This window comes from Candidatus Methanomethylophilaceae archaeon (assembly GCA_017524805.1).
In the GTDB taxonomy this organism is placed as follows: domain Archaea; phylum Thermoplasmatota; class Thermoplasmata; order Methanomassiliicoccales; family Methanomethylophilaceae; genus Methanoprimaticola.
The window spans coordinates 31,285-54,880 of the sequence record JAFXUX010000008.1 but is presented as its reverse complement, the minus strand read 5'-3'; the positions used below and the strand labels follow the sequence as shown (position 1 = coordinate 54,880).

Sequence of the window (23,596 nt, the reverse complement as noted above, 5' to 3'; positions counted from 1 at the left end):
CAGCCTGATTGCCGGCCGGTTTTAACAATCTTATGGAGAGCGGGAATAGGTTATACGCGTGCCCGCACGGATTAGGCCCATGTACGATTTCACGATCCACCAAAAGATGCTGCTGCACCTGTCCAAATTCGGATACTTGGACATAGGGATGGAATACGGCGCCCCCGAAGATATCACCCAGGATGGAACTGCCGCCGCACTCGGAATCACCCGTTCCCACGCTTGCACCGTGCTGATACGCATGAAAAAGATGGGGGAAGTCAAGGAAGGGCTCGCCAGAGTGAAGGGATCGAGAAGCAGAGTGAAACGGAAAATATATCTCCTGACGGAAAGCGGGCAGAAAATCCTGGACAAACTGCTGGATGAGCTCGAAGCGTCCGGGATCCCGAGGTCGGAGTTGGTCCTCCGCCAATCGATAGACCGCATGAGCGCCGAATCCATGTGTATAATGACTCCTGAGGACAGGAGAACAATGGGGATGCTGTGCGTTCTCAGAAGGAAACTTAGCCGCCAGGAAACCGGCGTGGATGGGGCGGGATTCCCCTTCGACAGCAAAGGATGCCTTTCCATCAACCCCGAATCCAAGGAAAGATTCCTCGGAACGGCGAAGGAAGGCGAGATGGAGCAGTGGCACAGCGCGGCGGCGGACCTGTACAGCGGAGACTGGGAAGACCTTCCGGAGAGGCTCCGCCATCTGACCTTGTCAGGGAGGAACAGAGAAGCTCTCAGGCTGGCATATGAGCACAGATTCGAGATCGCCGATTCCAAAAGCGGGGATATCCTGGATTCCATGCTCATACTGATAAGATCCACAGGGGATTGCGAGCTGTCCCTGTATGCCGCGCTCCTCGCCGTCCGTCTTGATGATGCGGCCTTGGCATGGGAAGCCCTGAAGACGGCGGACACGAGCGACAGATCCGAAGCCATGAGGGCCGAGACGCTTTTGGCCGAGGGAAAAAAGGAAGAAGCGCTCGCCAAGGCGCTGAACTGCTATTCCACCGATTGCGACACGCCGCTTACGCTGGGGAAATGCATGAACTCAGTCGGGAGGCACGCCGAAGCTTTGGTTTATCTGAGGATCGCCAGACGCCGTATGATGGATACTGGGTGCCTCTTCAGGCTTGGGGAGGCGTCCGAAGAGGAAGCCATAGCGAACAGAGCTCTGGGGAGACCGGAAAGAGCCGGCGCCCTGGAGATGTCCGCGGAGGCCTCGAAACCTGACGTCCGATTCAGAATATCGTGTTGGCCTTGAGGGCATCCAGATCGGAGATGTACAGATCCCTGATGTCTTTGATGTTCCATTTCAGCATCGCCAACCTCTCGAACCCGAATCCCCAAGCCAGAACCGGGCATTTCACTCCAAGCGGCTCGGTAACCTCCGGCCTGAATATCCCTGCGCCGCCCAATTCCATCCACTTTCCGTTGAAGAAAACCTCCAACTCCAGTGAAGGCTCGGTGTACGGGAAATATGCCGGGCGTATCCTGATCTGATCGAATCCCATCTTGGCGTAGAATTCCCTGATGATCGTTATCAGCATGTCGAAATCCGCATGCTCATCGATGATTATTCCCTCTATCTGGGTGAATTCGGGAAGGTGCGTCGCATCTATGGACTCCTTCCTGAAGATCCTGGATATCGAGAAGGCTTTGCGGGGCGCGTCCGGGTGCTCCGCGATGTATCTGATGCTGCTCACGGTGCTGTGGGTCCTGAGCAGCGCGGCCTCAGCCTTGTCCCTGGACCAGACGCCTCCCCAACCGGTCGACCCGAGATTCCCTCCGTTCTCGTGGATGTTCCTGACGGTCTCGACCAGTCTTTCATCTTCGATGCGGATTTTTGCAGGATGCTCAAGATAGAACGTGTCCTGGAGATCCCTGGCGGGATGGTCCTGAGGAGTGAAGAGCATGTCCAAGTTCCAGAAAGCTGGCTGGACGTATTCGGAGGACATCTCCTCGAATCCCATGTCGGTGAAAAGCCTCCTGACCTGGTTGCCCAGCCTGGTGAGAGGATGCTTCTTGGCGGGGACCGCCGCGGGGACGAAAGTCTGGACGTCATATTTCCTTATCTCCGCGTCCTTCCACTCTCCGCTTTGGATCATGCGGTCGGTGACATCGGTTATCTGGGGCTTGAGCTCGAGGCCGGAGCGGGCTGCTTTGACGCCGGTTTCCGTGAGCTTCACGGTCCTCTCCGTGATCACCTTGTCGACGACCATGCCCTGGCGGCCTTTGAGGTCTTTGATCAGGGCTTTGTCCGCTTCCGCCTCCGGGATCGGTCCGGATGCCAGCCTTTCGATGAGGGCTTCGTCCGGCATCTTCCCTGAAAGCGCTTCGCGCCCTTTGGAGGTGATCGCCAGAACCTTGGAATCTCCGTCTTTCGATATGTCGGCGAGACCTTTCCTCTTGAGCCATCCCACTGCTATCCTGTCTGCCCCTCCGGGCATGGCATCGGCAAGGGCTTCCATAGGCATGCTTCCGCCGGCGGCATCAATTGCCTTCAGCGCTACCCTCTCCGGCAGCTCCGGAACATCGCCGGCAAGGGCGAAGAACTTCTCCGACCTCTCGGAAAGCGTGGCGAGACCTTTGGATTCCAGCCAAGATGCGGCGCCCATGGCCTCCACCTCCAGGGAGAAATCCCCTTCGGACACCATGTCGGCGATCTTAGCGCTGCCCCCCTTCCCGTCGAGGACGAGGAGAAGTTTCTTCTCATTGTAGCTGAGCCCTTCCAGAATCTCGGATAGTTCCATCGAAATCACCATTTGAAACCGTTGTATGTCATGTCGCCGACCAGGTCCTTCGCCTTCTCCCTCTTGTCCTGATGGATCTCGAGGAACACGTTGATCTTCTCCGTCAGAAGCATCTTGCATTCGCCGCAGAGGATGGCGCCGCCGCGGCACTTCTCGGCGAGCTCGTTTATCTTGCCGTCGTCCCCTTCGAAAAGATAGTAATTGTACTTGAATACGGCGCAGACCTCGGGGTTGCCTCCGTTGGCCTTCTGCTCCTCCACAGAGACGCATCCTCCGGTGAACGCCCTGCCGACCTTCTTCTTGACGGCTTTGGGCGAATCGGTGGTATAGATCGTGGCGTTCTCGTCGGAAGACGACATCTTATCAGCGCCGGACAGAGCGGGGAACATCTTGCAGTAGATGAGCGAGGGTTTCGGATATCCCATCCCGGGAGCCACGTCACGGGTGACCCTGAAATGCGGGTCCTGGTCGATGCCGCATGGGATCAGAACTGGAACCTGCTTGCCGGCCTCCTCGGACGGAAGGAATGCAGGCGCCGATTGGAGAGTCGTGTAGAAAATCTGACCGATGTGGGTGGAATCGTCGAATCCGAACACCGCCTTGGCCGTGCTGAAAGTGACTCTCTTGGAGATCCTCAGCGCGATCGGGTACAGGACGTCGATGTTCTTGGTGTTCAGGATTATCCTCGTCTTCTTCGGGTCGAATCCGAGCGCGACGAAATCCAAAGCGTTCTGATAGGCCATCGAAGAAGTATCATCCAGATCCAGCTTGTCTTTGAACAGGAACTTCTCGTCGTCGGTCATCTGGAACAGCATTTCGACTCCGAACGTGTCCTGCACCCATTTATTGAAGATCCATGGCATCAGATGGCCCAGATGGGTGTTGCCGGACGGCCCTCTCCCTGTGTAGAGCACGAACCGATTGCCCTTGTCGTAATGGTCCAGGAGAGGCACCATGTCCCTGTGGGAATAGAAGATCCCGCGCTTGACCATCGGATGGAGGCCACCGTATCTTGACAGCCTCTCCTTCAGAGCATCATCGATGGGCGTGGTTCCGAACTGCTGCTGGAGCCTGTCATAGTCTATGTCTCCCGTGACTTCCCAAGGCGTGACCTTGAATTCCTCTGCCATATGCTCCGTCCGTAGTCCCATCATGTATAATATTAGTTCCAGTATGCGGGCGGAAGATTACGATGCATTTTGATTGACAGCATCGTCCGAATGGCGAAAGGAAAATGCGAAAGAGCCGCATTTCCCTACTGTTCCGATGGGAACATATTAACAGAAAGCGCCCGATACAGCCACCATGTGGAAAATACTGGGCGAGGATGCGATATACATCGACATCCCGGAGACCTGGAAAAGACGCATGGTCGCCTTCGCGGGAAGCGGAGAGAAAGAGGATCTGTTCAAGAAGATCGTCAGCGAATCCAAAGTCGAATACATGATGAACGGAGAGACCGAAGAGCACACGTTCTTCATCAGGCTCTCCGATGACGTCACGCCCGAACAGATACAATCCCTCGCCGACGTTGCTCTGGATATCCTGAAGAACTCCGAATTCCCCTGCATCTCGGTCGACAATGTTATCCAGAGATACCAGGTGATAATAACGAATTACCACGAGCCGGAGATCATCGGCCTCAACAAAACGCCTGGGATGTCATCCGGAGCCGTGTTCCTGCCGATCATCCAGGGTCTCAGCAGCCCCGGAAGGATGAACGAGAACACCGACAAATCCAATCTGTGGTGATGGGGAGGGCTCAGGCCTTCTCCATCCACGCTTCCACGGTGACATTGGCCTTGTCGCCGCGGTAAACTCCGAGGAAAAGCCCCATCGTAGAGAACTTCTGGGTGCTGAACGGCCCCATTGTCACTTCTGTTATCCCGTTTTTGACGCCGGCCGCGGATTGGTCCTCGTTGGCGACGACCACGTCCACCGGGTTGTCCGACGTTACCTTGACGTAAAGGGAATGCTTCGGCTTCACCTGCAGCGTCCTTATCTCGACGTTGCGGTAGCATCCGTCGACTGTGGGGTCGAATTCCCCGACCAATATAGTCTCGGGGCCCATGACCTGCGTCCTCTTGCTGAATAAGCCCATGCCCGGTGCATAGGCGGGGAGGTATGTACTTTTAACGCTCACTCGGGGAATTCCGGCTCTCCGGGCAGGCCTTCCAGATCGGTGGAATACTTCCACATCCTGGGATAATGGCCCGGTTCCATGAACACCCTTTCCGTGTCCACGGCTTTCCCGCTGGACGCCGCCATCACTTTCTCGGATGACATCGCCATCTTCCCGAGGGCTATGAGCTCCCCGCGGGCGGTCATCATGGCGACCAAGGCGTTCTTCCTTATGCCCTCGTCGAGCATATGCACCCCGCAGACGTTGAGGTCGGCCCCGTGGCATATGGCATCGACGGCGGTTGCCTTGACCACGACCTTGGGCAGAGGCTCCACCAGAGCCTCCATCGGCAGTATGAGGCTCCTGAGCCATTCCCCGTAGCCGTATTGCTGCCAGAAAACGTAAGCGTCCCTCAGATCCTGAAGGGAAGCTGCCCTCTCTTCGGTCATCTTCCCGGAGCGCGTGCGCCTGAGCTCGACCATGTTCGCCCCGCATCCGAGGACGTCGCCGATGTCGGCGCAGAGGGTACGCGCGTATGTCCCGGCGTCGCAGGAGATCCTCAGCAGAACGTCGCGCCCCCTGAGGTCGAGTATCTCCAGCTCCCGGATGGTCCTGATCCTCAGCTGCCTCTTGATGGCGGACCTCACCGGCGGGAGCTGATAGATCTTCCCTTGGAAGCGGGAAACCACTTCCCTTATCCGCTTTTCCGGGCGGTCGGCGTGCAGGCGCATGAGACAGATGTATTCCTTGTCTGAGGAAAGCACGACATCGGTCAGGCGGACGGCTTTCCCCACGGTCAGAGGCAGCACTCCGCTCACATACGGATCCAGAGTGCCCCCGTGGCCTATCTTATCTGCTTTCAGAGCATCCCGCGCCCAGGCGGTGGCCTGATGCGAAGTGGGACCCGGAGGTTTGTCTAAAATTATGACTCCGCCGCGGAGAAGCTCGCCGACCGAGCGGTCGGAAGGCCTCTTGCCCCACTTATCTGGGATCGCATCCGGATCCTTCAGCAGCATCGGAAACACCCATGAAATCCAGGATGGTCTGGACGACCTCTTCCGGAGTCTTATCCCCGGTGTCGACGATCAGATCGTAGACGCTCAGATCCGTGACGTCGATGCCGTAGTACATCATGTATCTCTTGGCCTCGGAAGCCGCGCGCTCCACCGTGTTCGCGATGGCCTCGTCCAAAGTCTCGCCGTCGCGGACTCCTATCCTGGCGAAGCGGACCTCCGGAGCCGCGTCCAGATAGATTTTGAATGCGGGTATGCCATGTCTGCTGAGCATATACGCGGAAAGTCTGGACTCCAAAATCATGTCGGGGTTGGCCCGCGCGATCTCCAGGATCCTCTCGTCGATCATATGGTCGATGGAGGGGTCCTTCTCGGCGATCGCGCCGAGCTCCCCCAAAGTTAAGCCTTTTTCGGCCGCGAGCTCGCGGAAGATCTTCCCGAAGACTGTCATCTCCAGGCCGAGCGCTTCCGAGAGCAGGCGGCATGCGGTCGTCTTTCCCGATCCGGGCGGACCGCTTATGGTTATTCTCATTCGATCTCAGCCCTCTTAGCCGTGAGGTCGAGCTTTCTGAGACGCCTTCTGAGGAGGACGAGCCTTATGAGCCTGTTCTCGACCTGCCCTATGGGGAGGCTGATCAGGGTGTAAAGGACGATCCAGATCGGGAAGAATCCCATCAGGAGATCCGTAACATCCTGGATTCCCCAGGGCAGATTGACCCAGACCCCGTCCCAGCCGGGGAAATAGGCCGCGTCAGGGGTGGTCTTCAGGAAGTAGTAGACCCAGGCGTACACGGGGATGACGAAGAGCATGGTTATGGGCATGGTCTTCATCTGCGCCGTGCTTGCCTGCATGGACATCGCCATGATCTGGGGCTGCTGCTCCTGAAGCTTCTTCATCTTGAAGAGATTGTTCTCCATCCTTGCCTGGCGGAACTCCTCGTTGAAGTCGCTCTGCATCTGCTGGTTCCTCGCCATTCCGATGAAATCGGTCATCAGGCTTCTGATCACCGTGCTGACCGTGATCATGATTATTCCTGCCAGGAACAGGGTCAGCACGGGGCTGTCCGGGATCGCGATGTATCTGAACACCACGTCCAGGGCTCTCCCGATGTCTTCCCTGAAGCTCGTGACAGCGAACATTATGATCAGCGTGGCGAACATGCCGATCATCGTCCACGAGGACATTCCCGGCATCGCCTGCTGGGATTTCTGCATGCTTTCTGGGCTTCCGGGGTTTGGCATACGATCACTCTCCGCCGAAGAATCCTCTCATCACAGGATTCATTTCCATCATCTGCTCGCGGCCGATAGCCTCGTACAGATGGATCAGGATACCGACGGTCAGCAGAACTCCGGTTCCGCTCGCGTTTCCGGTGGTTCCGATCATATCGGCGAAAGCCGCGAGGGCTCCGACGAGAGCTCCCGACATGACGGTGATGGTGGGGATATACCTCTCCAGCACGCGCTTCAATATGCGGGGGTCGCGGCGGAATCCGGGGATCTGCATACCATTCTTCTGGATCTGGTTGGCGACGGACTCGGGACCGAGGTTGGTGGTCTCGACCCAGAACTTGGCGAACAGGATCGATCCCATCACCATGACGGTGAAGTAGATGATCACGTGCGCAAGGTTCTGCACGGCGCCATGGCCGTTTCCGTATCCCGACGGATCCAGGATGGGCATCAGCCAATCGGTGATTCCCTGCGGCGCGGAGAGATACCATGCGGCTCCTCCGGCTGCGTAGGTCGAACCTTCCTGGAAGTAACCCAGCGAGGAGTTGTGTCCGATGAACGGGATCTGGCTGAGGGCATCGTTGCTGTAGAACAGCAGAGCCATCATGCTCACGATGGCCAGCAGCGCGGACATCAGGATGACAGGGATGTTGCTCGCGTACATCAGCTTGATCGGGTAGCGGCCGCGGGCTCCCCTCGCAGCGCCGTTGGACAGCGGCAGCTCGACGCGGGTGGACTCGAGGTATGACACGACCACGAAGATGATTATGGTCCCAATCAGCGCGATCAGAGGGTTCGGCGATCCGAGGAATATAGATTCGTATCCTCCGGATGCCATCTCTTCAGGCGACAGCGTGAAGACGTAGTACAGCGCCCTGGGAATGGTACCGGCCGGCGGGTTGGACACGGACATCGCCGCGTTCATATCCACCGGGTTCCAGTTCAGCGTCCCTGTGAACAGAGCCTGAGCCACTCCGGCGGCGATGAACAGCGATATACCGCTGCCTATACCCCATTTCGATACCACCTCATCCATCATGAAGAGGATGTAGGAACCCACGAACAGCTGGAAGATCAGCAGGAGCCTGGCTCCCCAGGTTCCGATGGAGTCGGTGAGACCAGCGGAGGGCACGAGGTACCCGAATACCTGGGGAATGGCCTCGAAGATGATCATGACGATGACCAGCAGTTTCATGACCGACTGGTAGCATGCCTTGTCTTCGCGCTTTGAAAGGTCGAGCTTGATGATTTTAGCGCCGACGAACAGCTGCATAATGATTGAAGCTGTGACTATCGGCCCGATACCGAGTTGCAGTAGCGATCCGGAAGCTCCTGCCATGATGGTTCTGTACTGTGCGAACAAGTCCAAGGATTCGGACTGGTCCAAGCCGTAGAGATACACATTGGTCATTATGAAATATAGAACCAATATGACGATTACCCACATCATTTTGGTCCTGAAGTGCACGTGCCCTTCAGGCCTCTTGACAGAGGGGAGCCTGTCGGCAATCGGCTTAACCTTGAACAACAGGCTTTTTGTCTCTTCCATCCCAATCTACCTCTCGATATTCTCACTCGACGACGGAGCCGCCCGCCTCAACGATCTTGGAGCGGGCTTTCTCCGAAGCCTCTGCGACGGTCACGTTGACCTTGACGCAGATGGATCCGGAGCCAAGGAGCTTGTCGATGCCCGCTTCCGTGAGGTTGACGCTGTAGGCGTCCCCCTCTTTGGTAGCGAATCCCATGGAAACAAGCTTGTCAACCTGCTCGCATAGCTCTCCGACGTTGATCGTGCGGTTTGCCTCGACCATGCACTGGGGCCTCTTGAAGCCGTGGCGGCCGAAGTGGTCCCTGTCGTATTTCAGCATACCGATCTTGCCGGTTTTGCTGAGCCCGGCCTGGCCGTGCCCTCCGATGATACCGGCCCCGCGCCCGGATTTCTTTCCGCGGCCGTGGGTCCTGTATCCCCTGAATTTCTTGGTTCTGCTAGGCATCTGTATCCCTCACAGCATCCTGTCGATGAGGTCGTTGATCGCCGTTCCCCTATATCCAAGGGCCCCTCCGTTCTTGTAGGAGCGCTTGTTGCCCTCGTATCCCTTTACGGGAGGGTGGAGGCGGAATACGGGCTTGACGCCCTCGACATCCCTCATCTTGCATTTGTTCTCTGCCAACGCCTCGGCGAACTCCGAGATGCTCGCGTATTCGGAGTTCTCTTTGAGGTAGTCGTCGGTGATACCGAAGTCCCCGACGATCTTCCCGCGGGAGTCGATCATCTTGGCGACGGTCTCTTTGGTGACCTCGCCCCAGGTGATGTAGTCCTTGGCGACTTGAAGCATGCCCTTGGTCGATGCGTCTTCAGGGACGATGACGCAGTGGTTGACCCTGGTGAGACCGAGGAGGCCCATGGTGAACTCTATGTTGTAGTTCACATCGGGCTGTCCGCGGACGCGAATGACTGCGTATGCCATCTTCACTCCTCCTCGGCGTCGACGTCGGTCTCCGCATACGTGATTCCGGTGGGCCCGGACACGATGTTGAGCCTCTTCTCCTGCTCTTCGGTGACTCTCATGCGAGCGGTCATCTTCAGAGCCTCGAAAGTGGCCTGCGCGTAGTTGACCTTGGTCTTGGTGTTCCCTCTGGCGAATCCCCATGAATCGCGGACGCCGGCAAGGGTCAGAAGGCTCTTGGCGACGTCTCCCACTGCAAGGGACACACCGCGGGGAGCGGGCTTGAGCGTCACAGTGACGGAACCGGTGGATCCGATGACTTCGAAAGGCAGGGAGTGAGCCTGCCCGCAGCCGCACTGCCAGGATCCGCATCCTCTCTTGATCTCGATCATGTTGAGTTTCGCGTTGTCGATAGCCTTCTTGATGGAAGGTCCGACTTCCTTTCCTTTCGCCCTTCCGATGCCTATGAACCCATCGCCGTTTCCGACGATGCAGGTGGCTGCGAACCTGACCCTCCTTCCGGAGTCGGTCATCCTCTGGACCATGTTGAGGTCGATGACCTGGTCTTTCAGGTCGGGGAGGAGGATGTCCACTATCTCGGGCTCGCGGAGGGGCAGTTTGGTGGCCAGAGCGTCGCTCATGGTGGTTATCTCACCGTTGAGGACCATCTGTCCGAGCCTGGTCTTAGGTACCCAGTCTGCCATTTCAATCAGCCTCCATCTTCTGTTTCACGCTCTCGATCGCGGCTTCGATGCCTTCGTCAATGTGCTTTCCAAGGAGCCTGTCCTCTTCGGGAAGGACGTCCTCTCCGTGGGGGACTTCCAGCCCGGCATCGGTCATGCCGGCGACGGTGGCGAACAGGACGCCTCCGTGCTGGACTTTCTGCATCCCGATGTCGAGGACCGCATACTCGATATCCGCCTTGGCGGCTTTCTTTCCGGCGAGGTATCCCACGAGGTAGGCCGCAGGGATCGAGGAGCAGGAATACTCCCATCCGTACGCCTTGAGCTCTCTGGTGGACGCCGCCGCGATTATGCTGTCACCCTCCATGCCGAACTCGGCGAACTGGATGGTGATGTTCTTGTTGGACCTCCTGACGATCGCCCTGCACTCTTTGGCTGCGAGGAGCCTGCGGCGCTGGTAATAGTCGGTGCGGTTCTCTCTTCTTCTGCGGAACGCGACTTTGTATCTTGGTCCGGTTGCCATCAGATCTCCTCCTTAAGGTGTCCGGCGGCGGTCATGTGCTGCTTAAGGTGGGCGCGGGACTTGTAGAGGCCTCCCTTGGCTCTCCTGTAGTAAAGCCTGTACACGGAGGGAGTGATCTTTCCGTCCGCCCTGAGCTGCTTGAGCTCCTTGCGTATGGGCCTGATCGTGGCCATCCAGCGCTCCTTGTCGCGGACGCGGGCGTTGGCGGTTCCCTTCCTGGATCCGGGTCCCTTCCTCTTTCCGCTGGCCTTCTGCGCCTTGGCGTATCTGGTCCTGGCTTTGGAAGTTCCCTTCTTGGGCTTGGCTTTGATGAGCCCGGAAGCGGCTGCCGTGCGGATGTCCGCGCGGGTGATGCACTTCTCAACCTCGTCAAGCTTGTCGGGGTTCATCCAGACCCTGTTCTGGCCGCATTTCAGGACTGCGGCTGCCATCCTTCTCTGGTTCTTCAGGTCTGACATGCTCACACCATCCTGTTGAGGACCCTGATGCCAAGCTCGTCGGCCCTGTCCTCGATTGCGATCCTCTTCTTGGTCCCGACGGTTCCGCCGATGCGGACCGCCTGCTTCTTGGGGTCGATTCCCTCGAGCCCGTCCACGTTGTAGATGATGACCTCCTCGAATCCGGAGGGGTGGAGCCCTCTGACGGAGGCGGGGCCGCGGTATCCGATGTCGACCATCGGGGGGCGCCTCTTGAGCTGCCTCTTCATCTTGGAGTGTATTCCCTTGGGCTTTCTCCATTTCTCGCCGAGCTTGGAGTATCTGAACCACTCCTGCCTCTTGAAAGCGGGCCTCCTTCCGGAGATTGCCGCCCTCTTGGCGAGCGCTTCGACGGTCTCATCGCTGAGCTCGGGCTTGGCTTTCACCACGTACGGGCGCTCTTTGGCTTCGACGACCTCGGCGGGCTTCTCAGCTGCTTCTGCGCCTTCGAGCTGCGCTTTCCATCCGGAGACGGCTTTGGGCCCGACTCCGGAGAGCGTCTTGATGATCTCCTTGACCTTGTCGTCGTCGTTGACGGCGTCTTTGAGGTCCTGAACGGACTTGATTCCGATGGACTCAAGCTCCTTGATGTTCTCGGAGGTCATGCCGCTGAGCTCGGTCAGTGCTTTGACGGTCATTCTTTCACCTTGTGCGATTTCTGGACGATATATATTCCGTCCTGGAACGTTCTCTTGTCGAAACCGAGCCTGGAAGTGGCCCTCTCGAGGTTCGCGGAGGTCTGTCCGCACGCCTCGATGTCGTTGCCCTCGACAGTTATGTCGGTTCCGTTGATCTTGACCGTGCATCCGGCCACGATGTTTGCGTAGCGGGGAGCTTTGCCTCCCATGTAGTTGGTGACTTCGACGCGGTCGCCTTTGACTGCGATCTTCATCGGGAAGTGGTTGTAGACCACTTTCAGATGGTAGGTGAAGCCTACGGTCACGCCCTTGATCATGTTCCTCACGTGCGCAACATAGGTTCCGACCATTGCCTTGTCTTTGGTTCTGGGGTATTCACAGCTGACTGTGACCCCTTCCGCGTCAACGGCAATATCTATTCCAGGGTGCGCGAAGTTTCTGCTAAGTTCACCCCTAGGTCCTTTGACCTTCATGATGCCTCCGTCCATCTGGACGGACACCCCACCGGGGATAGCGATGGTGCTTTCGATTTTCCCTGCTATTGTCATTCTTCATTCCTTCAATATACATAGGCGAGAAGTTTCCCGCCGATTCCGAGCTCTTTGGCGCGGCTCTGGGTGATCACTCCCGCGGTGGTGGTCAGGATCAGAAGCCCGAAGTCCTGGGCGGGAAGGAACCTCGCCTCGAACCTCTCGACATCCGTGACCGAGACCGAGTACCTGGGCTTGATGACGCCGCAGTTGTTGATGGCCCCGTCGAGCATCACGCGGAATTTGCCTGCTTTTCCGTCCTCGACGTACTCGAACTGGGTGATGTATCCGTGGTCCTGCATAACTTTCAGCACACGGCCGATCAGTTTGGAGGATGGCTGGATGACGCACTCGCTCTTTCCGTTGAGGGCTGCGTTTTTGATGACGCACATTGCGTCGTTGAGTGGGTCGCACTGCATTTATCTCACCTCAGGAATACTTCTTGAATCCGAGTTCGGGAGCCATGTCTCTGAAGCACTGGCGGCACATGCGGATGCCGTAGCGCCTGATGACCCCTCTCTTGCGTCCGCAGCGGGTGCAGCCGACAGACCTTCCGAACTGCTTCTTAGGCTTCATGTTGGGCTTCACTGAATCACCTGAACCTCGAACTTGTCTTTCATGAACTGGATCGCTTCATCGCGGTCGACGCGGTGGCTCTTGGGGATCCTCCTTCTCAGGAGAGACCTCTGAGTGATCCTGTTCCCGGCTCTCCTCAGGACGACGCTTATGTCCATTCCGAAGATTCCGACCTCAGGGTCGTATTTCATGCCGTCGAAATCCGTGTAATCGGAGATTCCGAAGGACATGTTGCCCTCCTGGTCGAAGGAATAGTCGTGGACGCGCATCTCGCGGATGACGAGAGCCCTTTTCACGAAGTCCTCGGCGTCCTCTCCCCTGAGGGTGACCTTGCATCCCAGGGGCATCCCGACGCGTATGCCGAGATCCCTGTTGACGGTCTTGGAGATGGTCTCCACAGGCTTGTGCCCGGTGACCATCTCGAGGACTTTCTCAGCCTTCACGAGCCTCTCTCCGGCCTCTCCGACCCCTATGTTGACGACGACTTTGTCGACGCGGAGCTCCCTCATGGCATTCATGCGGATGCCTCCGGGAGTTTGATGGCGGGAGCGGATCCGCCGATCACGATGCAGTTCCCTACGACGGTCTCGGTGCCATCGCTGAATACGACGGTGTTGGCCCCGGATCCGCGGAGAACTTTGACTTCCTTGACGGTCTTGACGTTACCGCTGTGGGAACCTTCCTTGATGAGGACGGTGCTTCCCGACGCGAAGGGGTAGTGCTCGAGGATCTTCTGGCCGTCGAAAGCGACCTTGAGGGAGTCTCCGCACTTGTACGCGTTCTCGGCGACGAGGATGTTCCTTCCGCCGCTCAGGTTAAGCTGGACTTTCCCGCCCTTCACAATGGTCTTGTTCTCGATCTTGCAGATCTCCCACCCGGCTTCATCCTCTCCGATGGGGACGAGGGTGAGCTTGCCTTTGTCGGTGAGGAGCATGCGGTAGACGAGGTCCATCTTGGGGATGCGGATGACGTCCATGAATCCGACCGGAGCCTTGGGGTTCTTCACGGGTCTGCCGTTGACGATGAGGTCGCGGTTCCCGATGATCTTCTTGGCTTCCTTGGCGGTGTCGCAGACTTTGCACATGTCCCTGAGGACGGTCACTGCGGGCATGGAGTCCTCGATGGAGTGGGCTCCCGCGGACTGCTTGGCAACCCAGACGCTGACTTTCCTCTTGAGGGGCCAGGTCCTGGGCGCCGCCAGCCTCTTCATGTGATCGCTCATTGTTTAGCCTCCTTTCCTCTGGAAAGAGCCTCCACCCTCCACGGGTCCGAATCGTTCAGTTTGACGATGGTGAGGTTGGACGCGTGGATGTAGCGTTCGGTTTCGGTTCCGTCCGCCTGTTTGATGGTGATTCCTTCGATAGCGACGCGGCCGGTCTTGGTGTTGACCTCGACGACCTTGCCTTCGATGTTCCTGATGTCTTCGTTTCCGCGGACGATGATCACGGTATCGCCTTTGCAGACCCTGGCGGAGCGGACTCCGTATTTGCTGCGGAGGCTGTCGCTGAGGTGCGCGGAAAGCATCTTCCTCTTAACGTGCAGAGGGGCGTTCGCCTGGTTCTTCCTCTGCTTCCTTGCTTTGCTGCTGACCATGGTGACACCTCAGATGATCGTGCTCGCGGTCGCGGATATGCGGGGCCACCTGTCGGCGGCTTCCCTTGCGACGGGGCCTTTGATGTCTGTCCCTTTGGTCTCCCCGGTCTCGGTGGTGATGACCGCGGCGTTGTCCTCGAAGAACACTATGGTTCCGTCGGGCCTCCTCATGGGGCGCCTCTGGCGGACGATGACCGCGAATACGATCTGCCTCCTCATCTGGGGGGTTCCTTTCTTGACGGATGCGATGACGAGGTCTCCCACTCCTGCGGAGGGGACTCTCCTGGCGACCCCATGGTACTTGGGGACGGTGATGATCTCGATGACCTTCGCTCCGGTGTTGTCTATGACGTCGAGGCGGGATCCGTTCTGAAGTCCTCTTGTCTGGTTTCCAGCAATTCCCTTCATCCGAATCACTCCCTCTTCTCGATGACCACGAAGGACACGGTCTTGGAGAGCGGGCGGCATTCCGCGATGGTGACCCTGTCGCCTGCTTTGAGGGCGAGGCATTCGGGGGCATGGGCGGAGTACCTGCTGCTCCTTTTCTCGTATCTCTCGTACTTCTTCACATATCTGAGATAGTTGCGCTCCACTACGACCGTCCTGTTCATTTTGACGGTGGCGACTATCCCGTCGATCGTCTGTCCCCTGACCGAAAGGCTGCCGTGGAACGGACAGTTGGGGTCATTGCACTCCATGGAGGGAGGGGCGACGTCGAATCCGATGTCTCTAACTTCTGCTGCCATTTTATTCACCTAACCTTTTTGATTCTGTCCTCTGGCCGGTGCATTATCTCTGATCCGATGATGTCGATGGTTCTGCCTTCATATGCGAACCTGAACTCGTTGCCTGGCTTGGGTACCATTCTCTCAGTTCCGTCCGATTCGATGGTTAACGTGCGTTTGGTTTCGTCGACCACCCTCCCGGATATTCCCGAGAATGGCGCAGACAGCACTTCCACGTCCAGACCTATGAGCTCAGTTCTCATGAAGTAGGATTCGTTCATCTTACCTCTGTGCGGAATCCCATTTCCTCCAGGACGGACTTCACTTTGCGTTTGTGGTCCCCCTGGAGCTCGATGCGGCCGTCTTTGCATGTTCCGCCGGCGGCGCATCTGTTCTTCAGCTGCTTGGCGAGATCGACGATGTCGATGTCGTTCTCGTCGATCCCGTCGATGACGGTCACGGTTTTGCCGTATCTGCGGCTGTCTATCGAAATCCTTACGGTCTGCTGCTCACGCGCGATCTCCTCGCACATGCACAGCTCTTTGGGCAATCCACATACCGGGCAGATCTCAGTCATCAGATTTCGTCCTCCTCCTTCTGGACGGTCAGGATGCGCGCGATGTTGAGCCTGAGGGCGCGGATTGCGCCGGGGCTCGAAGGGGCTCCTCCGGATGCGGTGGTGCCTCTCTCGTGCATGAGTTCGTCGCGGAGCTCTTTGAGTTTCTGGTTGCGCTCCTCGGCGCTCATATTCCTGATGTCTGCGGTTTTGATCGATGCCATCGCTGTGCCTCCTCGGTCTCTGCGACGTCCATTGCGGGGGCGGGAACCTCCGCGGGGGCCGCGAACAGGTCGGGGAACATCGAAGCGGCGGTAGTCTTGTTGACCACTGTGATGTCTGCGGGAAGGACCGTGTCCTTGTCCATGATCTCCACGGTGACGCCGATGACACCCATTTTGAGCTTGGCGACGGCGTATCCGTGGTGGATGAACTGGGCTTTGGGCTCTCCGCAGAACTTGATGTAGCCTTCCTTGAATTTCTCGGTTCTGTGCCTCTGGCCGGTGAGCTTTCCGGCGAGGATGATGTGGCATCCGCGGGCTCCGGCCTCCATGATCCTGCGGACGGTGGAGTGGCCGGCTCTGCGGAAGTGCCATCCCCTCTCGAGGGAGAAGGCAAGCTTCTCTGCCATGATCTGGGCGTTGAGACTGGCGTCCTTGACTTCCTGGACTTCGATCTGGGGATTCTCGAATCCGAAGCGGTCCTCGATGACGGAGGTCAGGTTCTTGATGGTCTGTCCGCGCCTTCCTATGACGAGGCCAGGCCTCTCAGTGGTGAGGATGACGCGGGTTCCCATGGGGGTCCTCAGCACTTCGAGCCCCCCGAATCCCGCGCGGCTGACCTCTTTCATGAGGTACTCCTTCAGCAGGACCCTGCGTACGTTCTCGGCGACGAATTTTCTCTCTGATGCCATTTCATTCGGCCTCCTGGATTTCCTGGAGTATGATCTCAAGGTTCACGGTCTCCTGGTTCCAGGGGGTGGCGCGCCCATGGGCCCTGGGCATGTGCCCGGGGATGGTAGCCCCTCTGGAGACGGTGATCGTGGAGATCGCCAGATTCGACACGTCAAGGCCCTTGAACTCCGCGTTGGAAGCGGCGCTGTTGAGGACCCTGAGCATGTACGTGGCGACTTTCACCGGGTATCTTCCGGGTCCGACGCCTGCTTTGTGGGAGACGCGCTTGTTGTATCTCTTGAGGGGGACGGGCCTCTTCTTGTCGATGACGTCCTCCAGAGCTTTCCTGGCGGTCTCCAGCTTCATTCCGCGGATCATTCCCGCTACTTCGCGCGCGAACTTGGGGGAGATGGGCATCTCCTTGCCAAGGGCTTTGGCGGAGACATCGGGATCTGCTATTGCTGTGTATCCTGAAACCATGTCTTCACCTCACTTGAGCGGCATGAACTTCGAAGACCTGGTAGCACCGACTCCGGGTCCGGAGTGCTGCGGGGCTTTCCTGGTCACGGCGAACTCGCCGATGAAGCACCCTATCATCTCGGGTTTGATCTCTACTTCTTTGAATTCCTTTCCGTTGTAGATGCTGACGGTCTTGCCAACGAACTGAGGAATGATCGGCAGATCCCTGCGGTGGGTCCTGACGACGGATCCGGGCTCAGCCGCGGTGAGCTTGTCGAACAGCAGCTGCTGCTCGTAGTTCAGGCCGCGGAGGTAGGTTCTCCTGGACCTTGCGGGGAGGATTCCGAGGAGCTCGTCGAAAGGCAGAGCGAGAAGAGCCTCCATGTTCATCCCGCGATAGAGGAACTCTTTCTTCCTCCTCGCCTGGATTGCCGATGCCTTCTTCCTGGACTTCCTCCTCGAGGCTTTTGCCGATCCTGCAATAATCTTCTTTCCCATTGCAATCACTTCTTAACTTTCTTCTTAGGAGGCAGGAATCCTACCTTCTGTCCGGTCGATGCGGTTCTCTTCTGGCAGTTCGGCCCTCCGACGTGGGCGTGGCTTCCTCCGCCGTGGGGGTGGTCCACAGGGTTCATCGCGACTCCCTTGGTCTTGAACGGGGCGGTGGATCTGGACCTGAGGGTCAGAACGTTCTTCCCGGCCTTTGCCATGGGCTTGTCTCCCCTTCCTCCTCCTGCTACGACGCCGATGACGGCGCGGCAGTTGGGGCTGAACTCCTTGATTATTCCCGAAGGCATCAGAACCATGACTTTGTCTCCCCTGGAGACGACGGTTCCGGATGAGCCTGCGGTCTTCGCGTATTTGCCTCCGTCCCCGGGCCTGCCCTCGATGTTGTTGACGAGGGTTCCCTCAGGGATCTTGGCGAGCACGGTGATGTTTCCGGCCACCACTTGGGTTCCGCCGATGACGATGGTCTGTCCGACCTTCGTGCCTTCGACGGCGAGCTGGTAGTCGGTCCTTCCGTTGATGTCTATGACTGCCAGAGGGCAAGTCCTTCCGGGAGCCTGGATGAGGTCCTTGATGACTGCGGTTCCCTCCGAGACGGCGGGAAGCCTCACGTCGGCGACATGCCTGTGGCTGGGCGAGCGGTACAGCGAGGTTCCGCGGCCCCTTCTCTGCGGGATCAATCTTTTTCCCATTTTCACTCACCTTCAGTACATGACTCCGACTCTCGAGCCGACTTCCTCAGCAGAGTAGCCGTCCGCGAGCTTGATTATGGCGTGCTTTCCGTCCTTCTGGATTCTGACCCAGACCTTCTCGACCTTGACTTCGAAGCGGGCTTCTACTGCGGCCTTGATGGCGGGCTTCTCGGCGTTCCTGTGGACGATGAATTCGATCTTGTTGGCATCCTTGTGGTTCATCGCCTTCTCTGTGTAGTAAGGGCGGATGAGTATGTCGCTCTGCTTCATTCTGTCCAGCCTCCAAGAACATCGAAAGCGGATTTGGTGTATACCGTGAGCCTTCCAGCCGCTCCGCCGGGGGCGAGGATGCTGGTGTTGAGGGTCTTGACTTCCTCGATGGTGACACCGGGGATGTTGGCCGCGCTCTTGAATATGGGCGAAGCCCTCTCATCGTCCTTGACGACGACGAGGACAGACACGGGGGTGCGGTATTTCCTGTTCCTCATGGTTCCTCTGCCGGCGCGGATCTTGCGGCCGTTCTTGGCGCGGTCAAGGTCGTAGCCGATGCCGATCTTATCGAAGAGATCGACGACTTCGGAAGTGGTCTTGATGTCGCTGAGGGCGTCATCGATAACTATCGGGAAGGTCACGGCGTCGTCGAACTTGTGTCCGCGGGCCCTGACGCAATCCGCGCATCCGGTAGCGGCGACGGCAGACCTGCGCGCGATCCCGAGCTCTTTCTTGTTGACTTTCTGGGACCAGTCCCTCTCGGGCATGGGGGGGTGCGCCCTCCTTCCGGAGACGTTGTTGGGGGACTCGGTGGCTTTCCTTCCGTCGTGGACCCTCTGGACGCGCGCGACACCGCGGCCCTTTCCCCAGGTGCTGACGGAGTGCCTCATTCCGGATCCGGCTGCGGGACCGTAGGGCTGCCTCTTGTTGGCTGCGGCAGCGAGGACTGCCTTCTTGATTATGTCGGGCCTGTAGGGGGTGCCGAAGACCGCGGGGACTTCGACGGTTCCTGCTACCGATCCGCTCGTCGAATACACGTTAGTAGTTGCCATTCTCATGCCCCCTGCTTAGACTCGATGGAGATGTAGGTGACGTCGACGGCATCCATGTTGGCCTTCTTGGGGGCCCTGGTGGCGTCTCTGAACCTGATGAGCCTCTTGGTGGGCCCAGGGACGGATCCGTGGACGAGGACGTAGGCGTTCCTGACTTCCCCGTAGTTGATGAAACCTCCCTTGGGGGTGACATCGGCTCCGTCTTCTCCGACTTTGATTACTTTCTTGTTGAACTCGGTCCTCTGGTGGTATCCCATCTGACCGGATCCAGGCACAGTGGATCTTACGTATCCGGGTCTCTTAGGACCGAGGTTTCCGATTCCGCGGCGGTGCTTGCTGTTCCTGTGGGACAGAAGCTTGACTCCCCAGCGTTTGGTGACTCCCTGGAATCCTTTTCCCTTGGTGACCGCGATAACGTCGATCAGGGTTCCCTCGTTGACGAAGTTGTCGAATCCGACTTCGGTCCCGAGGATGCCTTTCGCGTATGCGACCCTGTCATCGATGGTTCCGCCGCCGATCCTGAGCTCCATGAGGTCGGGCACCTTTTTGGGCACACCGGAAACCATCTTGGGCTGGGTGTAGGCGATGACGCGGACGTCTTCGATGTCAAGCCCGTCATATCTGGCGAAGGATGCTTCGTCGTGGTTCTTAGGCACGCTGAGGCGCCTTCCCAGGAGCGGGTCGAGGTCCTTTGCCCAGACCTCTCCGGCAGTCTTCAGACCGAGGATGCTGTTCTCATAGAACCTGACCGCGGCGATCTTCATAGGGGGGACTTCCACGACGGTGACGGGCACCTGAACCTCCCTTCCGGAAGTGGTGCTCTTAGCGCGGCTGTCCACTATGAGAGCGTGGGTCATTCCTGCTTTGTATCCTGCGAAACCCTGGATTTTGGGGGTCCCCGAGATTTCGGGCCACGAGTCGAGCCTTGGGGTCTGCGACTGTGCTCTCTTCCTAGGGCCGTATGCCCTAGATCCTCTCTTAGGACGTCTTCTTTGTGGCATATTCTCACATACCTGCGAGGGTGTCTTCGCTAACCTCGCGATTTATCAGACGAACGTCTTAATGCTCCGACCGTGGCGCCTATGATGCCGCCAGAATTCCCGTGGGATGGCGGCGGGATGTGGGTTGCGATGCATTGCCCGATGCGTCTGGTCGGACACTATTATGTCCAATCCGAACGATGGTATCAATATATTATATTTAAACCTGGCAGTCCAACGGGATAACGGTTTGATGGCTCCGAGGCGAAAAGAGAGGTTTGGTTCGGACGGGGGGATGGGACCCTCCGCCCGGAAAATGATCAGAGTTTGCCTTCTTTGGCTTTCTTCTGGGCCCTTTTCATGCGGGCTTTGGCATCGAATCCCGTGGCCTTCTCGGCGAACTCGTTGAGTTTCCTCTTGCTGTCGAGGACTTCTGCATCCGGGATTTGGGTGGGATCGATGTCTTTGTTGGAAGTCGTGATGTCCAACACCGTTTTGGAGACTATTTTGGCCTCGATCCTCTCCATTATCCCGTAAGAAGAGACGAACTTCCCGTCTTCCTCCGAGACATTGCCGAAGACTTCCTGCATGAGATTCCTCAGGCCGTCCCCTTCTATGTTCTTGAGCCATCCTTTCTTGATATCGAAATCTGCCATGACAATCACGCAATCCTAAGGGTAAGTTCGTTTTCGAAGCCTCTGTCGAGGTCCGCCGGCGATCCGAGCAGATCCTCGGATCTCATGTAAGCTTCCCATCTGCACTTGCACTGGCAGGATACCTCCAAATCGGCGGGATCCTGGGTGAAACTGAACTTTTCTACGGCATCGAGCGCCGCTTTGTCGCATGAGCCGCAATTGTGGACTCCTCTCTGGGAACCTCCGCCCGATGGGGATGACATCAGCCTGGCGTGTACGCTGCCGGAAAGCTGCTTGAAAACCTCGATCAGGGACCAGATCCAAGGCGGCCTGAATTCGCCCCTCTTCCACAGCCTCTCCACATATGTCCCGTGCTGGACGTTGAGAGGGTTGACGGAGATCTCGTCGGAGAATTCGTCGGCGAACCTGGCGGAAGCCACAGAATCCCTGATAGCCATGGATTCGGTCATGAACGGGGTTTTCAGAAGGAGATAAGTCCTCACGCCTATCCCGCGGCTTTTCAGCAGGAGCCCGGCCCTGCGTATGTCGTCCGGGGTGAACCCTTTGTGGACGGCGGTAGCCAGAACTTCTGGATCGGAGCTCTCCAGCCCCAAAGCCACGGTGACGTTCCCCGGAATTTCTCCGACGGAATCCTCCGTGATGAATTCGGGGCGGCTCTCGAACAGCAGGCGCTTGCAACCGGAGAATGCAGAGTAAATCTCGGCCCTGACCGCGGGAGGCACCTCATTATCGTCCAGAAAGCTGCCGGAAGTGTAGATCTTGACGAAAGGCTCCCCTTTGTACTTGGAAAGGGCCTGAGCCAATTGCTTCCTCAGATCTTCCTCGGAAACATCGCGAAGGGAAGCTTCCCTGTACCCGCACATGGTGCATCCGCCGCTCTTTACCCAGCAGCATCCGCTGGTGCGCATGATCATGACCATGGCGCGGACCTTCTCTCCGCCGGCCATGTCATCCTCCTTCCACAGAGCTTCGAGCTCCGACGGGGATCTCCTCTCCTTCATCCGATGAAACACCTGGGAGGTCATCCGAACGGGCGGATATAACGTTTTGTCGCGGAAAGAGAAAAACGGAGCCTAAATCCCGATAGGCTTATCGCTTCATCATTTCCAACAATATAATTATAAGAATGTCCCCGTTGACCTTATAGGTAAGCCAAATGGCAAAGAAGATCGTAGTAATCGGCTCGGGAGCCGCCGGAATGACCGCGGCATCGACCGCGAGGGAAATGGACCCGACGGCCGATATCACAGTGCTGACTGAGGATTCTGACATAGCATACTCGCCCTGCGCGATACCGTGGGGCATCGAAGGTAAGAGCGGATGGGACGAGATTGTGATGCACACCCCCGGGTTCTATAAGGAAAAACGCGGGATAAACGTCGTCACAGAGACGAAAGTCGAATCCGTCGACGACGCCGCCAAAACCGTGTCCGCCGGCGGGAAGACGTACCAATACGATTCGCTCGTCATAGCCACCGGAGGAAAGGTTTTCGTGCCTCCGATTCCCGGCGCGGATCTGGAGAACGTTTTCGTCGTCAGGACCGTGAGAGACGGCAGACGCATGCAGAAAGCCCTCGAAGGGGCCTCCAAAGTCGTCATAGGCGGCGCCGGAGTCATCGGCCTTGAGCTGGCCGTGTCCCTGAAATCCATGGGCAAAGACGTGACGGTCATCGAAATGATGGATCAGGTCATCCCCCGCATAGCGGACGGCGACATGGCCTGCCACATCCAGAAGCACCTCGAGGACATGGGGATAAAATTCGTCATGAAAGCGCCTGTCCAGTCCGTGGACGGGAACGGCAGAGTGTCCGCGGTCACCGCCGCCGGGACATCCTACCCCTGCGACATCATGGTATTTGCGACAGGGATCCGCGCCAATCTGGACATCCCCAAAGCGCTGGGATTCGACATCGGCCAGCTCAGCTCCGTCGTGGTTTCCCCGACGCTCCAGCCCTACAAGAGAGGCCGCCTCGTCCCCGATATATACCTTGCCGGAGACCTGGTGCAATGCCAGTCCGCGATATATCCCGGAGTTACGGCAAGCCAGCTCGGCTCAACCGCAGTCAAGCAGGGCCGCGTCGCCGGGATCAATGCTGCCAAAGGCCCGCAGGCCCAGTTCGGACCGGTGGCCAGCCCATGGGTCAGCGTCATCGGCGAGTGGCAGATCGCAGGCACCGGAATGTCCAAAAGCCTCGCGTCCTGGTATGGGATACAGGTGGCGGAAGGGAAATCCGAGGGGCTCACCCGCGCGAGATACTATCCCGGCGGCAAAAAGCTCATCGTCAAGGTGCTCGGCGACAGGAACACCCACAAGATCGTCGGCGCGCAGATAATCGCCGGCGAAGAGGCCACCGGCCGCATAGAATGGCTAACTTCCGCGATAATCTGCGGGATGACTGCCGAGGATTTCCTCGTCAGAGCGGAGACAGCGTATTGCCCCCCGACATCCATGGTCAGAGACCCAATATTCGACGCCGTGGAGGACCTATGCAAAAAATTGCAGTGATGAT

At 57.9% G+C, this 23,596-nt stretch carries 36 protein-coding genes; 3 read left to right on the top strand and 33 right to left on the bottom strand.

Annotated elements, in window-relative coordinates:
• The first annotated feature begins 79 nt into the window (after positions 1-79).
• Entirely contained in the window at positions 80-1,252 is a 1,173-nt protein-coding gene (locus IKP20_02050) for a hypothetical protein (protein MBR4503746.1), read from the top strand.
• Here IKP20_02050 and IKP20_02045 read toward each other — a convergent pair.
• Both IKP20_02045 and IKP20_02040 read right to left on the bottom strand, forming a co-directional pair.
• Positions 1,230-2,741, bottom strand: a complete 1,512-nt coding sequence (locus IKP20_02045) for a phenylalanine--tRNA ligase subunit alpha (GenBank protein ID MBR4503745.1) — start codon at positions 2,739-2,741, stop codon at positions 1,230-1,232. The two genes, IKP20_02050 and IKP20_02045, sit on opposite strands and share 23 nt — an antisense overlap.
• Positions 2,742-2,746: 5 nt before the next feature.
• Entirely contained in the window at positions 2,747-3,871 is a 1,125-nt protein-coding gene (locus IKP20_02040) for a tryptophan--tRNA ligase (GenBank protein MBR4503744.1), read from the bottom strand.
• Between the two features lie 175 nt (positions 3,872-4,046).
• Here IKP20_02040 and IKP20_02035 point away from each other — a divergent pair, with 175 nt between their 5' ends.
• Entirely contained in the window at positions 4,047-4,493 is a 447-nt protein-coding gene (locus tag IKP20_02035) for a hypothetical protein (protein ID MBR4503743.1), read from the top strand.
• A gap of 10 nt (positions 4,494-4,503) precedes the next feature.
• Here IKP20_02035 and IKP20_02030 read toward each other — a convergent pair whose 3' ends face one another.
• The 31 genes from IKP20_02030 to IKP20_01880 form a co-directional block, all read right to left on the bottom strand.
• Positions 4,504-4,842 carry a hypothetical protein gene (locus tag IKP20_02030; GenBank protein ID MBR4503742.1) on the bottom strand — a complete coding sequence of 113 codons (339 nt, stop codon included), beginning with the start codon at positions 4,840-4,842 and terminating at the stop codon, positions 4,504-4,506.
• Between the two features lie 38 nt (positions 4,843-4,880).
• A complete protein-coding gene (locus IKP20_02025) occupies positions 4,881-5,888 on the bottom strand; it encodes an RNA-guided pseudouridylation complex pseudouridine synthase subunit Cbf5 (protein MBR4503741.1) in 1,008 nt (335 codons plus the stop codon).
• The gene (locus tag IKP20_02020; GenBank protein MBR4503740.1) at positions 5,845-6,408 is read right to left on the bottom strand and encodes an AAA family ATPase; all 564 of its coding nucleotides are present in this window, start codon (positions 6,406-6,408) and stop codon (positions 5,845-5,847) included. The genes IKP20_02025 and IKP20_02020 overlap by 44 nt, the downstream gene beginning before the upstream one ends.
• A complete protein-coding gene (locus IKP20_02015) occupies positions 6,405-7,061 on the bottom strand; it encodes a DUF106 domain-containing protein (GenBank protein ID MBR4503739.1) in 657 nt (218 codons plus the stop codon). Before IKP20_02015 ends, IKP20_02020 begins: the two co-directional genes overlap by 4 nt.
• Before the next feature lie 61 nt (positions 7,062-7,122).
• Positions 7,123-8,658, bottom strand: coding sequence for a preprotein translocase subunit SecY (gene secY / locus IKP20_02010; protein MBR4503738.1), 1,536 nt, complete (start codon positions 8,656-8,658; stop codon positions 7,123-7,125).
• Between the two features lie 22 nt (positions 8,659-8,680).
• Positions 8,681-9,103, bottom strand: a complete 423-nt coding sequence (locus tag IKP20_02005; GenBank protein MBR4503737.1) for an uL15 family ribosomal protein — start codon at positions 9,101-9,103, stop codon at positions 8,681-8,683.
• Between the two features lie 9 nt (positions 9,104-9,112).
• Positions 9,113-9,577: a 50S ribosomal protein L30 gene (locus tag IKP20_02000; GenBank protein ID MBR4503736.1), complete on the bottom strand. Its 465-nt coding sequence runs from the start codon at positions 9,575-9,577 to the stop codon at positions 9,113-9,115.
• Between the two features lie 2 nt (positions 9,578-9,579).
• Positions 9,580-10,260 carry a 30S ribosomal protein S5 gene (locus tag IKP20_01995; protein MBR4503735.1) on the bottom strand — a complete coding sequence of 227 codons (681 nt, stop codon included), beginning with the start codon at positions 10,258-10,260 and terminating at the stop codon, positions 9,580-9,582.
• Between the two features lies 1 nt (position 10,261).
• Entirely contained in the window at positions 10,262-10,762 is a 501-nt protein-coding gene (locus IKP20_01990) for a 50S ribosomal protein L18 (protein MBR4503734.1), read from the bottom strand.
• Entirely contained in the window at positions 10,762-11,220 is a 459-nt protein-coding gene (locus IKP20_01985) for a 50S ribosomal protein L19e (protein ID MBR4503733.1), read from the bottom strand. Before IKP20_01985 ends, IKP20_01990 begins: the two co-directional genes overlap by 1 nt.
• Before the next feature lie 2 nt (positions 11,221-11,222).
• Positions 11,223-11,876 (bottom strand): 50S ribosomal protein L32e, encoded by a 654-nt coding sequence (locus IKP20_01980; GenBank protein ID MBR4503732.1) that lies wholly within the window; start codon positions 11,874-11,876, stop codon positions 11,223-11,225.
• Positions 11,873-12,424, bottom strand: coding sequence for a 50S ribosomal protein L6 (locus tag IKP20_01975; GenBank protein MBR4503731.1), 552 nt, complete (start codon positions 12,422-12,424; stop codon positions 11,873-11,875). The genes IKP20_01980 and IKP20_01975 overlap by 4 nt, the downstream gene beginning before the upstream one ends.
• A gap of 11 nt (positions 12,425-12,435) precedes the next feature.
• Positions 12,436-12,825: a 30S ribosomal protein S8 gene (locus IKP20_01970; protein ID MBR4503730.1), complete on the bottom strand. Its 390-nt coding sequence runs from the start codon at positions 12,823-12,825 to the stop codon at positions 12,436-12,438.
• A 10-nt stretch (positions 12,826-12,835) separates the two neighbouring features.
• Positions 12,836-12,982: a 30S ribosomal protein S14 gene (locus IKP20_01965; protein MBR4503729.1), complete on the bottom strand. Its 147-nt coding sequence runs from the start codon at positions 12,980-12,982 to the stop codon at positions 12,836-12,838.
• A gap of 8 nt (positions 12,983-12,990) precedes the next feature.
• Entirely contained in the window at positions 12,991-13,500 is a 510-nt protein-coding gene (locus IKP20_01960) for a 50S ribosomal protein L5 (GenBank protein ID MBR4503728.1), read from the bottom strand.
• Positions 13,497-14,204: a 30S ribosomal protein S4e gene (locus tag IKP20_01955; GenBank protein ID MBR4503727.1), complete on the bottom strand. Its 708-nt coding sequence runs from the start codon at positions 14,202-14,204 to the stop codon at positions 13,497-13,499. The genes IKP20_01960 and IKP20_01955 overlap by 4 nt, the downstream gene beginning before the upstream one ends.
• The gene (locus IKP20_01950; GenBank protein ID MBR4503726.1) at positions 14,201-14,575 is read right to left on the bottom strand and encodes a 50S ribosomal protein L24; all 375 of its coding nucleotides are present in this window, start codon (positions 14,573-14,575) and stop codon (positions 14,201-14,203) included. The genes IKP20_01955 and IKP20_01950 overlap by 4 nt, the downstream gene beginning before the upstream one ends.
• Positions 14,576-14,584: 9 nt before the next feature.
• Positions 14,585-14,983, bottom strand: coding sequence for a 50S ribosomal protein L14 (locus IKP20_01945; protein ID MBR4503725.1), 399 nt, complete (start codon positions 14,981-14,983; stop codon positions 14,585-14,587).
• 5 nt (positions 14,984-14,988) lie between these two features.
• Positions 14,989-15,321, bottom strand: coding sequence for a 30S ribosomal protein S17 (locus tag IKP20_01940; protein MBR4503724.1), 333 nt, complete (start codon positions 15,319-15,321; stop codon positions 14,989-14,991).
• A 5-nt stretch (positions 15,322-15,326) separates the two neighbouring features.
• Complete coding sequence (locus IKP20_01935) at positions 15,327-15,581, bottom strand: ribonuclease P protein subunit (protein ID MBR4503723.1); 255 nt, start codon at positions 15,579-15,581, stop codon at positions 15,327-15,329.
• Positions 15,578-15,877, bottom strand: a complete 300-nt coding sequence (gene yciH, locus IKP20_01930; protein MBR4503722.1) for a stress response translation initiation inhibitor YciH — start codon at positions 15,875-15,877, stop codon at positions 15,578-15,580. The genes IKP20_01935 and yciH overlap by 4 nt, the downstream gene beginning before the upstream one ends.
• Positions 15,877-16,080 (bottom strand): 50S ribosomal protein L29, encoded by a 204-nt coding sequence (rpmC, locus tag IKP20_01925; protein MBR4503721.1) that lies wholly within the window; start codon positions 16,078-16,080, stop codon positions 15,877-15,879. Before rpmC ends, yciH begins: the two co-directional genes overlap by 1 nt.
• On the bottom strand, positions 16,044-16,769 hold the full coding sequence (locus IKP20_01920; GenBank protein ID MBR4503720.1) for a 30S ribosomal protein S3: 726 nt from the start codon (positions 16,767-16,769) through the stop codon (positions 16,044-16,046). Before IKP20_01920 ends, rpmC begins: the two co-directional genes overlap by 37 nt.
• A gap of 1 nt (position 16,770) precedes the next feature.
• Positions 16,771-17,229, bottom strand: coding sequence for a 50S ribosomal protein L22 (locus IKP20_01915; protein ID MBR4503719.1), 459 nt, complete (start codon positions 17,227-17,229; stop codon positions 16,771-16,773).
• A 9-nt stretch (positions 17,230-17,238) separates the two neighbouring features.
• Complete coding sequence (locus tag IKP20_01910; protein ID MBR4503718.1) at positions 17,239-17,706, bottom strand: 30S ribosomal protein S19; 468 nt, start codon at positions 17,704-17,706, stop codon at positions 17,239-17,241.
• Positions 17,707-17,711: 5 nt separating this feature from the next.
• Positions 17,712-18,407: a 50S ribosomal protein L2 gene (gene rpl2p / locus IKP20_01905; protein MBR4503717.1), complete on the bottom strand. Its 696-nt coding sequence runs from the start codon at positions 18,405-18,407 to the stop codon at positions 17,712-17,714.
• A 12-nt stretch (positions 18,408-18,419) separates the two neighbouring features.
• A complete protein-coding gene (locus IKP20_01900; GenBank protein ID MBR4503716.1) occupies positions 18,420-18,677 on the bottom strand; it encodes a 50S ribosomal protein L23 in 258 nt (85 codons plus the stop codon).
• Positions 18,674-19,450: a 50S ribosomal protein L4 gene (locus IKP20_01895; GenBank protein ID MBR4503715.1), complete on the bottom strand. Its 777-nt coding sequence runs from the start codon at positions 19,448-19,450 to the stop codon at positions 18,674-18,676. Before IKP20_01895 ends, IKP20_01900 begins: the two co-directional genes overlap by 4 nt.
• Positions 19,451-19,452: 2 nt before the next feature.
• Positions 19,453-20,451, bottom strand: a complete 999-nt coding sequence (locus IKP20_01890) for a 50S ribosomal protein L3 (protein MBR4503714.1) — start codon at positions 20,449-20,451, stop codon at positions 19,453-19,455.
• A 299-nt stretch (positions 20,452-20,750) separates the two neighbouring features.
• Entirely contained in the window at positions 20,751-21,086 is a 336-nt protein-coding gene (locus IKP20_01885) for a DUF5611 family protein (protein ID MBR4503713.1), read from the bottom strand.
• A 5-nt stretch (positions 21,087-21,091) separates the two neighbouring features.
• Entirely contained in the window at positions 21,092-22,087 is a 996-nt protein-coding gene (locus tag IKP20_01880; protein MBR4503712.1) for an archaeosine biosynthesis radical SAM protein RaSEA, read from the bottom strand.
• Positions 22,088-22,242: 155 nt separating this feature from the next.
• Here IKP20_01880 and IKP20_01875 point away from each other — a divergent pair, with 155 nt between their 5' ends.
• A complete protein-coding gene (locus tag IKP20_01875) occupies positions 22,243-23,592 on the top strand; it encodes an FAD-dependent oxidoreductase (GenBank protein MBR4503711.1) in 1,350 nt (449 codons plus the stop codon).
• The last annotated feature ends 4 nt before the right edge of the window (positions 23,593-23,596 follow it).

Coding starts and splice junctions, on each gene's coding strand:
- IKP20_02050 (MBR4503746.1), top strand. CDS start 80: ATGTACGATTTCACGATCCACCAAAAGATGCTGCTGCACCTGTCCAAA.
- IKP20_02045 (MBR4503745.1), bottom strand. CDS start 2,741: ATGGAACTATCCGAGATTCTGGAAGGGCTCAGCTACAATGAGAAGAAA.
- IKP20_02040 (MBR4503744.1), bottom strand. CDS start 3,871: ATGGCAGAGGAATTCAAGGTCACGCCTTGGGAAGTCACGGGAGACATA.
- IKP20_02035 (MBR4503743.1), top strand. CDS start 4,047: ATGTGGAAAATACTGGGCGAGGATGCGATATACATCGACATCCCGGAG.
- IKP20_02030 (MBR4503742.1), bottom strand. CDS start 4,842: ATGGGCTTATTCAGCAAGAGGACGCAGGTCATGGGCCCCGAGACTATA.
- IKP20_02020 (MBR4503740.1), bottom strand. CDS start 6,408: ATGAGAATAACCATAAGCGGTCCGCCCGGATCGGGAAAGACGACCGCA.
- IKP20_02015 (MBR4503739.1), bottom strand. CDS start 7,061: ATGTCCTCGTGGACGATGATCGGCATGTTCGCCACGCTGATCATAATG.
- secY (MBR4503738.1), bottom strand. CDS start 8,658: ATGGAAGAGACAAAAAGCCTGTTGTTCAAGGTTAAGCCGATTGCCGAC.
- IKP20_02005 (MBR4503737.1), bottom strand. CDS start 9,103: ATGCCTAGCAGAACCAAGAAATTCAGGGGATACAGGACCCACGGCCGC.
- IKP20_02000 (MBR4503736.1), bottom strand. CDS start 9,577: ATGGCATACGCAGTCATTCGCGTCCGCGGACAGCCCGATGTGAACTAC.
- IKP20_01995 (MBR4503735.1), bottom strand. CDS start 10,260: ATGGCAGACTGGGTACCTAAGACCAGGCTCGGACAGATGGTCCTCAAC.
- IKP20_01990 (MBR4503734.1), bottom strand. CDS start 10,762: ATGGCAACCGGACCAAGATACAAAGTCGCGTTCCGCAGAAGAAGAGAG.
- IKP20_01985 (MBR4503733.1), bottom strand. CDS start 11,220: ATGTCAGACCTGAAGAACCAGAGAAGGATGGCAGCCGCAGTCCTGAAA.
- IKP20_01980 (MBR4503732.1), bottom strand. CDS start 11,876: ATGACCGTCAAAGCACTGACCGAGCTCAGCGGCATGACCTCCGAGAAC.
- IKP20_01975 (MBR4503731.1), bottom strand. CDS start 12,424: ATGACAATAGCAGGGAAAATCGAAAGCACCATCGCTATCCCCGGTGGG.
- IKP20_01970 (MBR4503730.1), bottom strand. CDS start 12,825: ATGCAGTGCGACCCACTCAACGACGCAATGTGCGTCATCAAAAACGCA.
- IKP20_01965 (MBR4503729.1), bottom strand. CDS start 12,982: ATGAAGCCTAAGAAGCAGTTCGGAAGGTCTGTCGGCTGCACCCGCTGC.
- IKP20_01960 (MBR4503728.1), bottom strand. CDS start 13,500: ATGAATGCCATGAGGGAGCTCCGCGTCGACAAAGTCGTCGTCAACATA.
- IKP20_01955 (MBR4503727.1), bottom strand. CDS start 14,204: ATGAGCGATCACATGAAGAGGCTGGCGGCGCCCAGGACCTGGCCCCTC.
- IKP20_01950 (MBR4503726.1), bottom strand. CDS start 14,575: ATGGTCAGCAGCAAAGCAAGGAAGCAGAGGAAGAACCAGGCGAACGCC.
- IKP20_01945 (MBR4503725.1), bottom strand. CDS start 14,983: ATGAAGGGAATTGCTGGAAACCAGACAAGAGGACTTCAGAACGGATCC.
- IKP20_01940 (MBR4503724.1), bottom strand. CDS start 15,321: ATGGCAGCAGAAGTTAGAGACATCGGATTCGACGTCGCCCCTCCCTCC.
- IKP20_01935 (MBR4503723.1), bottom strand. CDS start 15,581: ATGAACGAATCCTACTTCATGAGAACTGAGCTCATAGGTCTGGACGTG.
- yciH (MBR4503722.1), bottom strand. CDS start 15,877: ATGACTGAGATCTGCCCGGTATGTGGATTGCCCAAAGAGCTGTGCATG.
- rpmC (MBR4503721.1), bottom strand. CDS start 16,080: ATGGCATCGATCAAAACCGCAGACATCAGGAATATGAGCGCCGAGGAG.
- IKP20_01920 (MBR4503720.1), bottom strand. CDS start 16,769: ATGGCATCAGAGAGAAAATTCGTCGCCGAGAACGTACGCAGGGTCCTG.
- IKP20_01915 (MBR4503719.1), bottom strand. CDS start 17,229: ATGGTTTCAGGATACACAGCAATAGCAGATCCCGATGTCTCCGCCAAA.
- IKP20_01910 (MBR4503718.1), bottom strand. CDS start 17,706: ATGGGAAAGAAGATTATTGCAGGATCGGCAAAAGCCTCGAGGAGGAAG.
- rpl2p (MBR4503717.1), bottom strand. CDS start 18,407: ATGGGAAAAAGATTGATCCCGCAGAGAAGGGGCCGCGGAACCTCGCTG.
- IKP20_01900 (MBR4503716.1), bottom strand. CDS start 18,677: ATGAAGCAGAGCGACATACTCATCCGCCCTTACTACACAGAGAAGGCG.
- IKP20_01895 (MBR4503715.1), bottom strand. CDS start 19,450: ATGGCAACTACTAACGTGTATTCGACGAGCGGATCGGTAGCAGGAACC.
- IKP20_01890 (MBR4503714.1), bottom strand. CDS start 20,451: ATGCCACAAAGAAGACGTCCTAAGAGAGGATCTAGGGCATACGGCCCT.
- IKP20_01885 (MBR4503713.1), bottom strand. CDS start 21,086: ATGGCAGATTTCGATATCAAGAAAGGATGGCTCAAGAACATAGAAGGG.
- IKP20_01880 (MBR4503712.1), bottom strand. CDS start 22,087: ATGAAGGAGAGGAGATCCCCGTCGGAGCTCGAAGCTCTGTGGAAGGAG.
- IKP20_01875 (MBR4503711.1), top strand. CDS start 22,243: ATGGCAAAGAAGATCGTAGTAATCGGCTCGGGAGCCGCCGGAATGACC.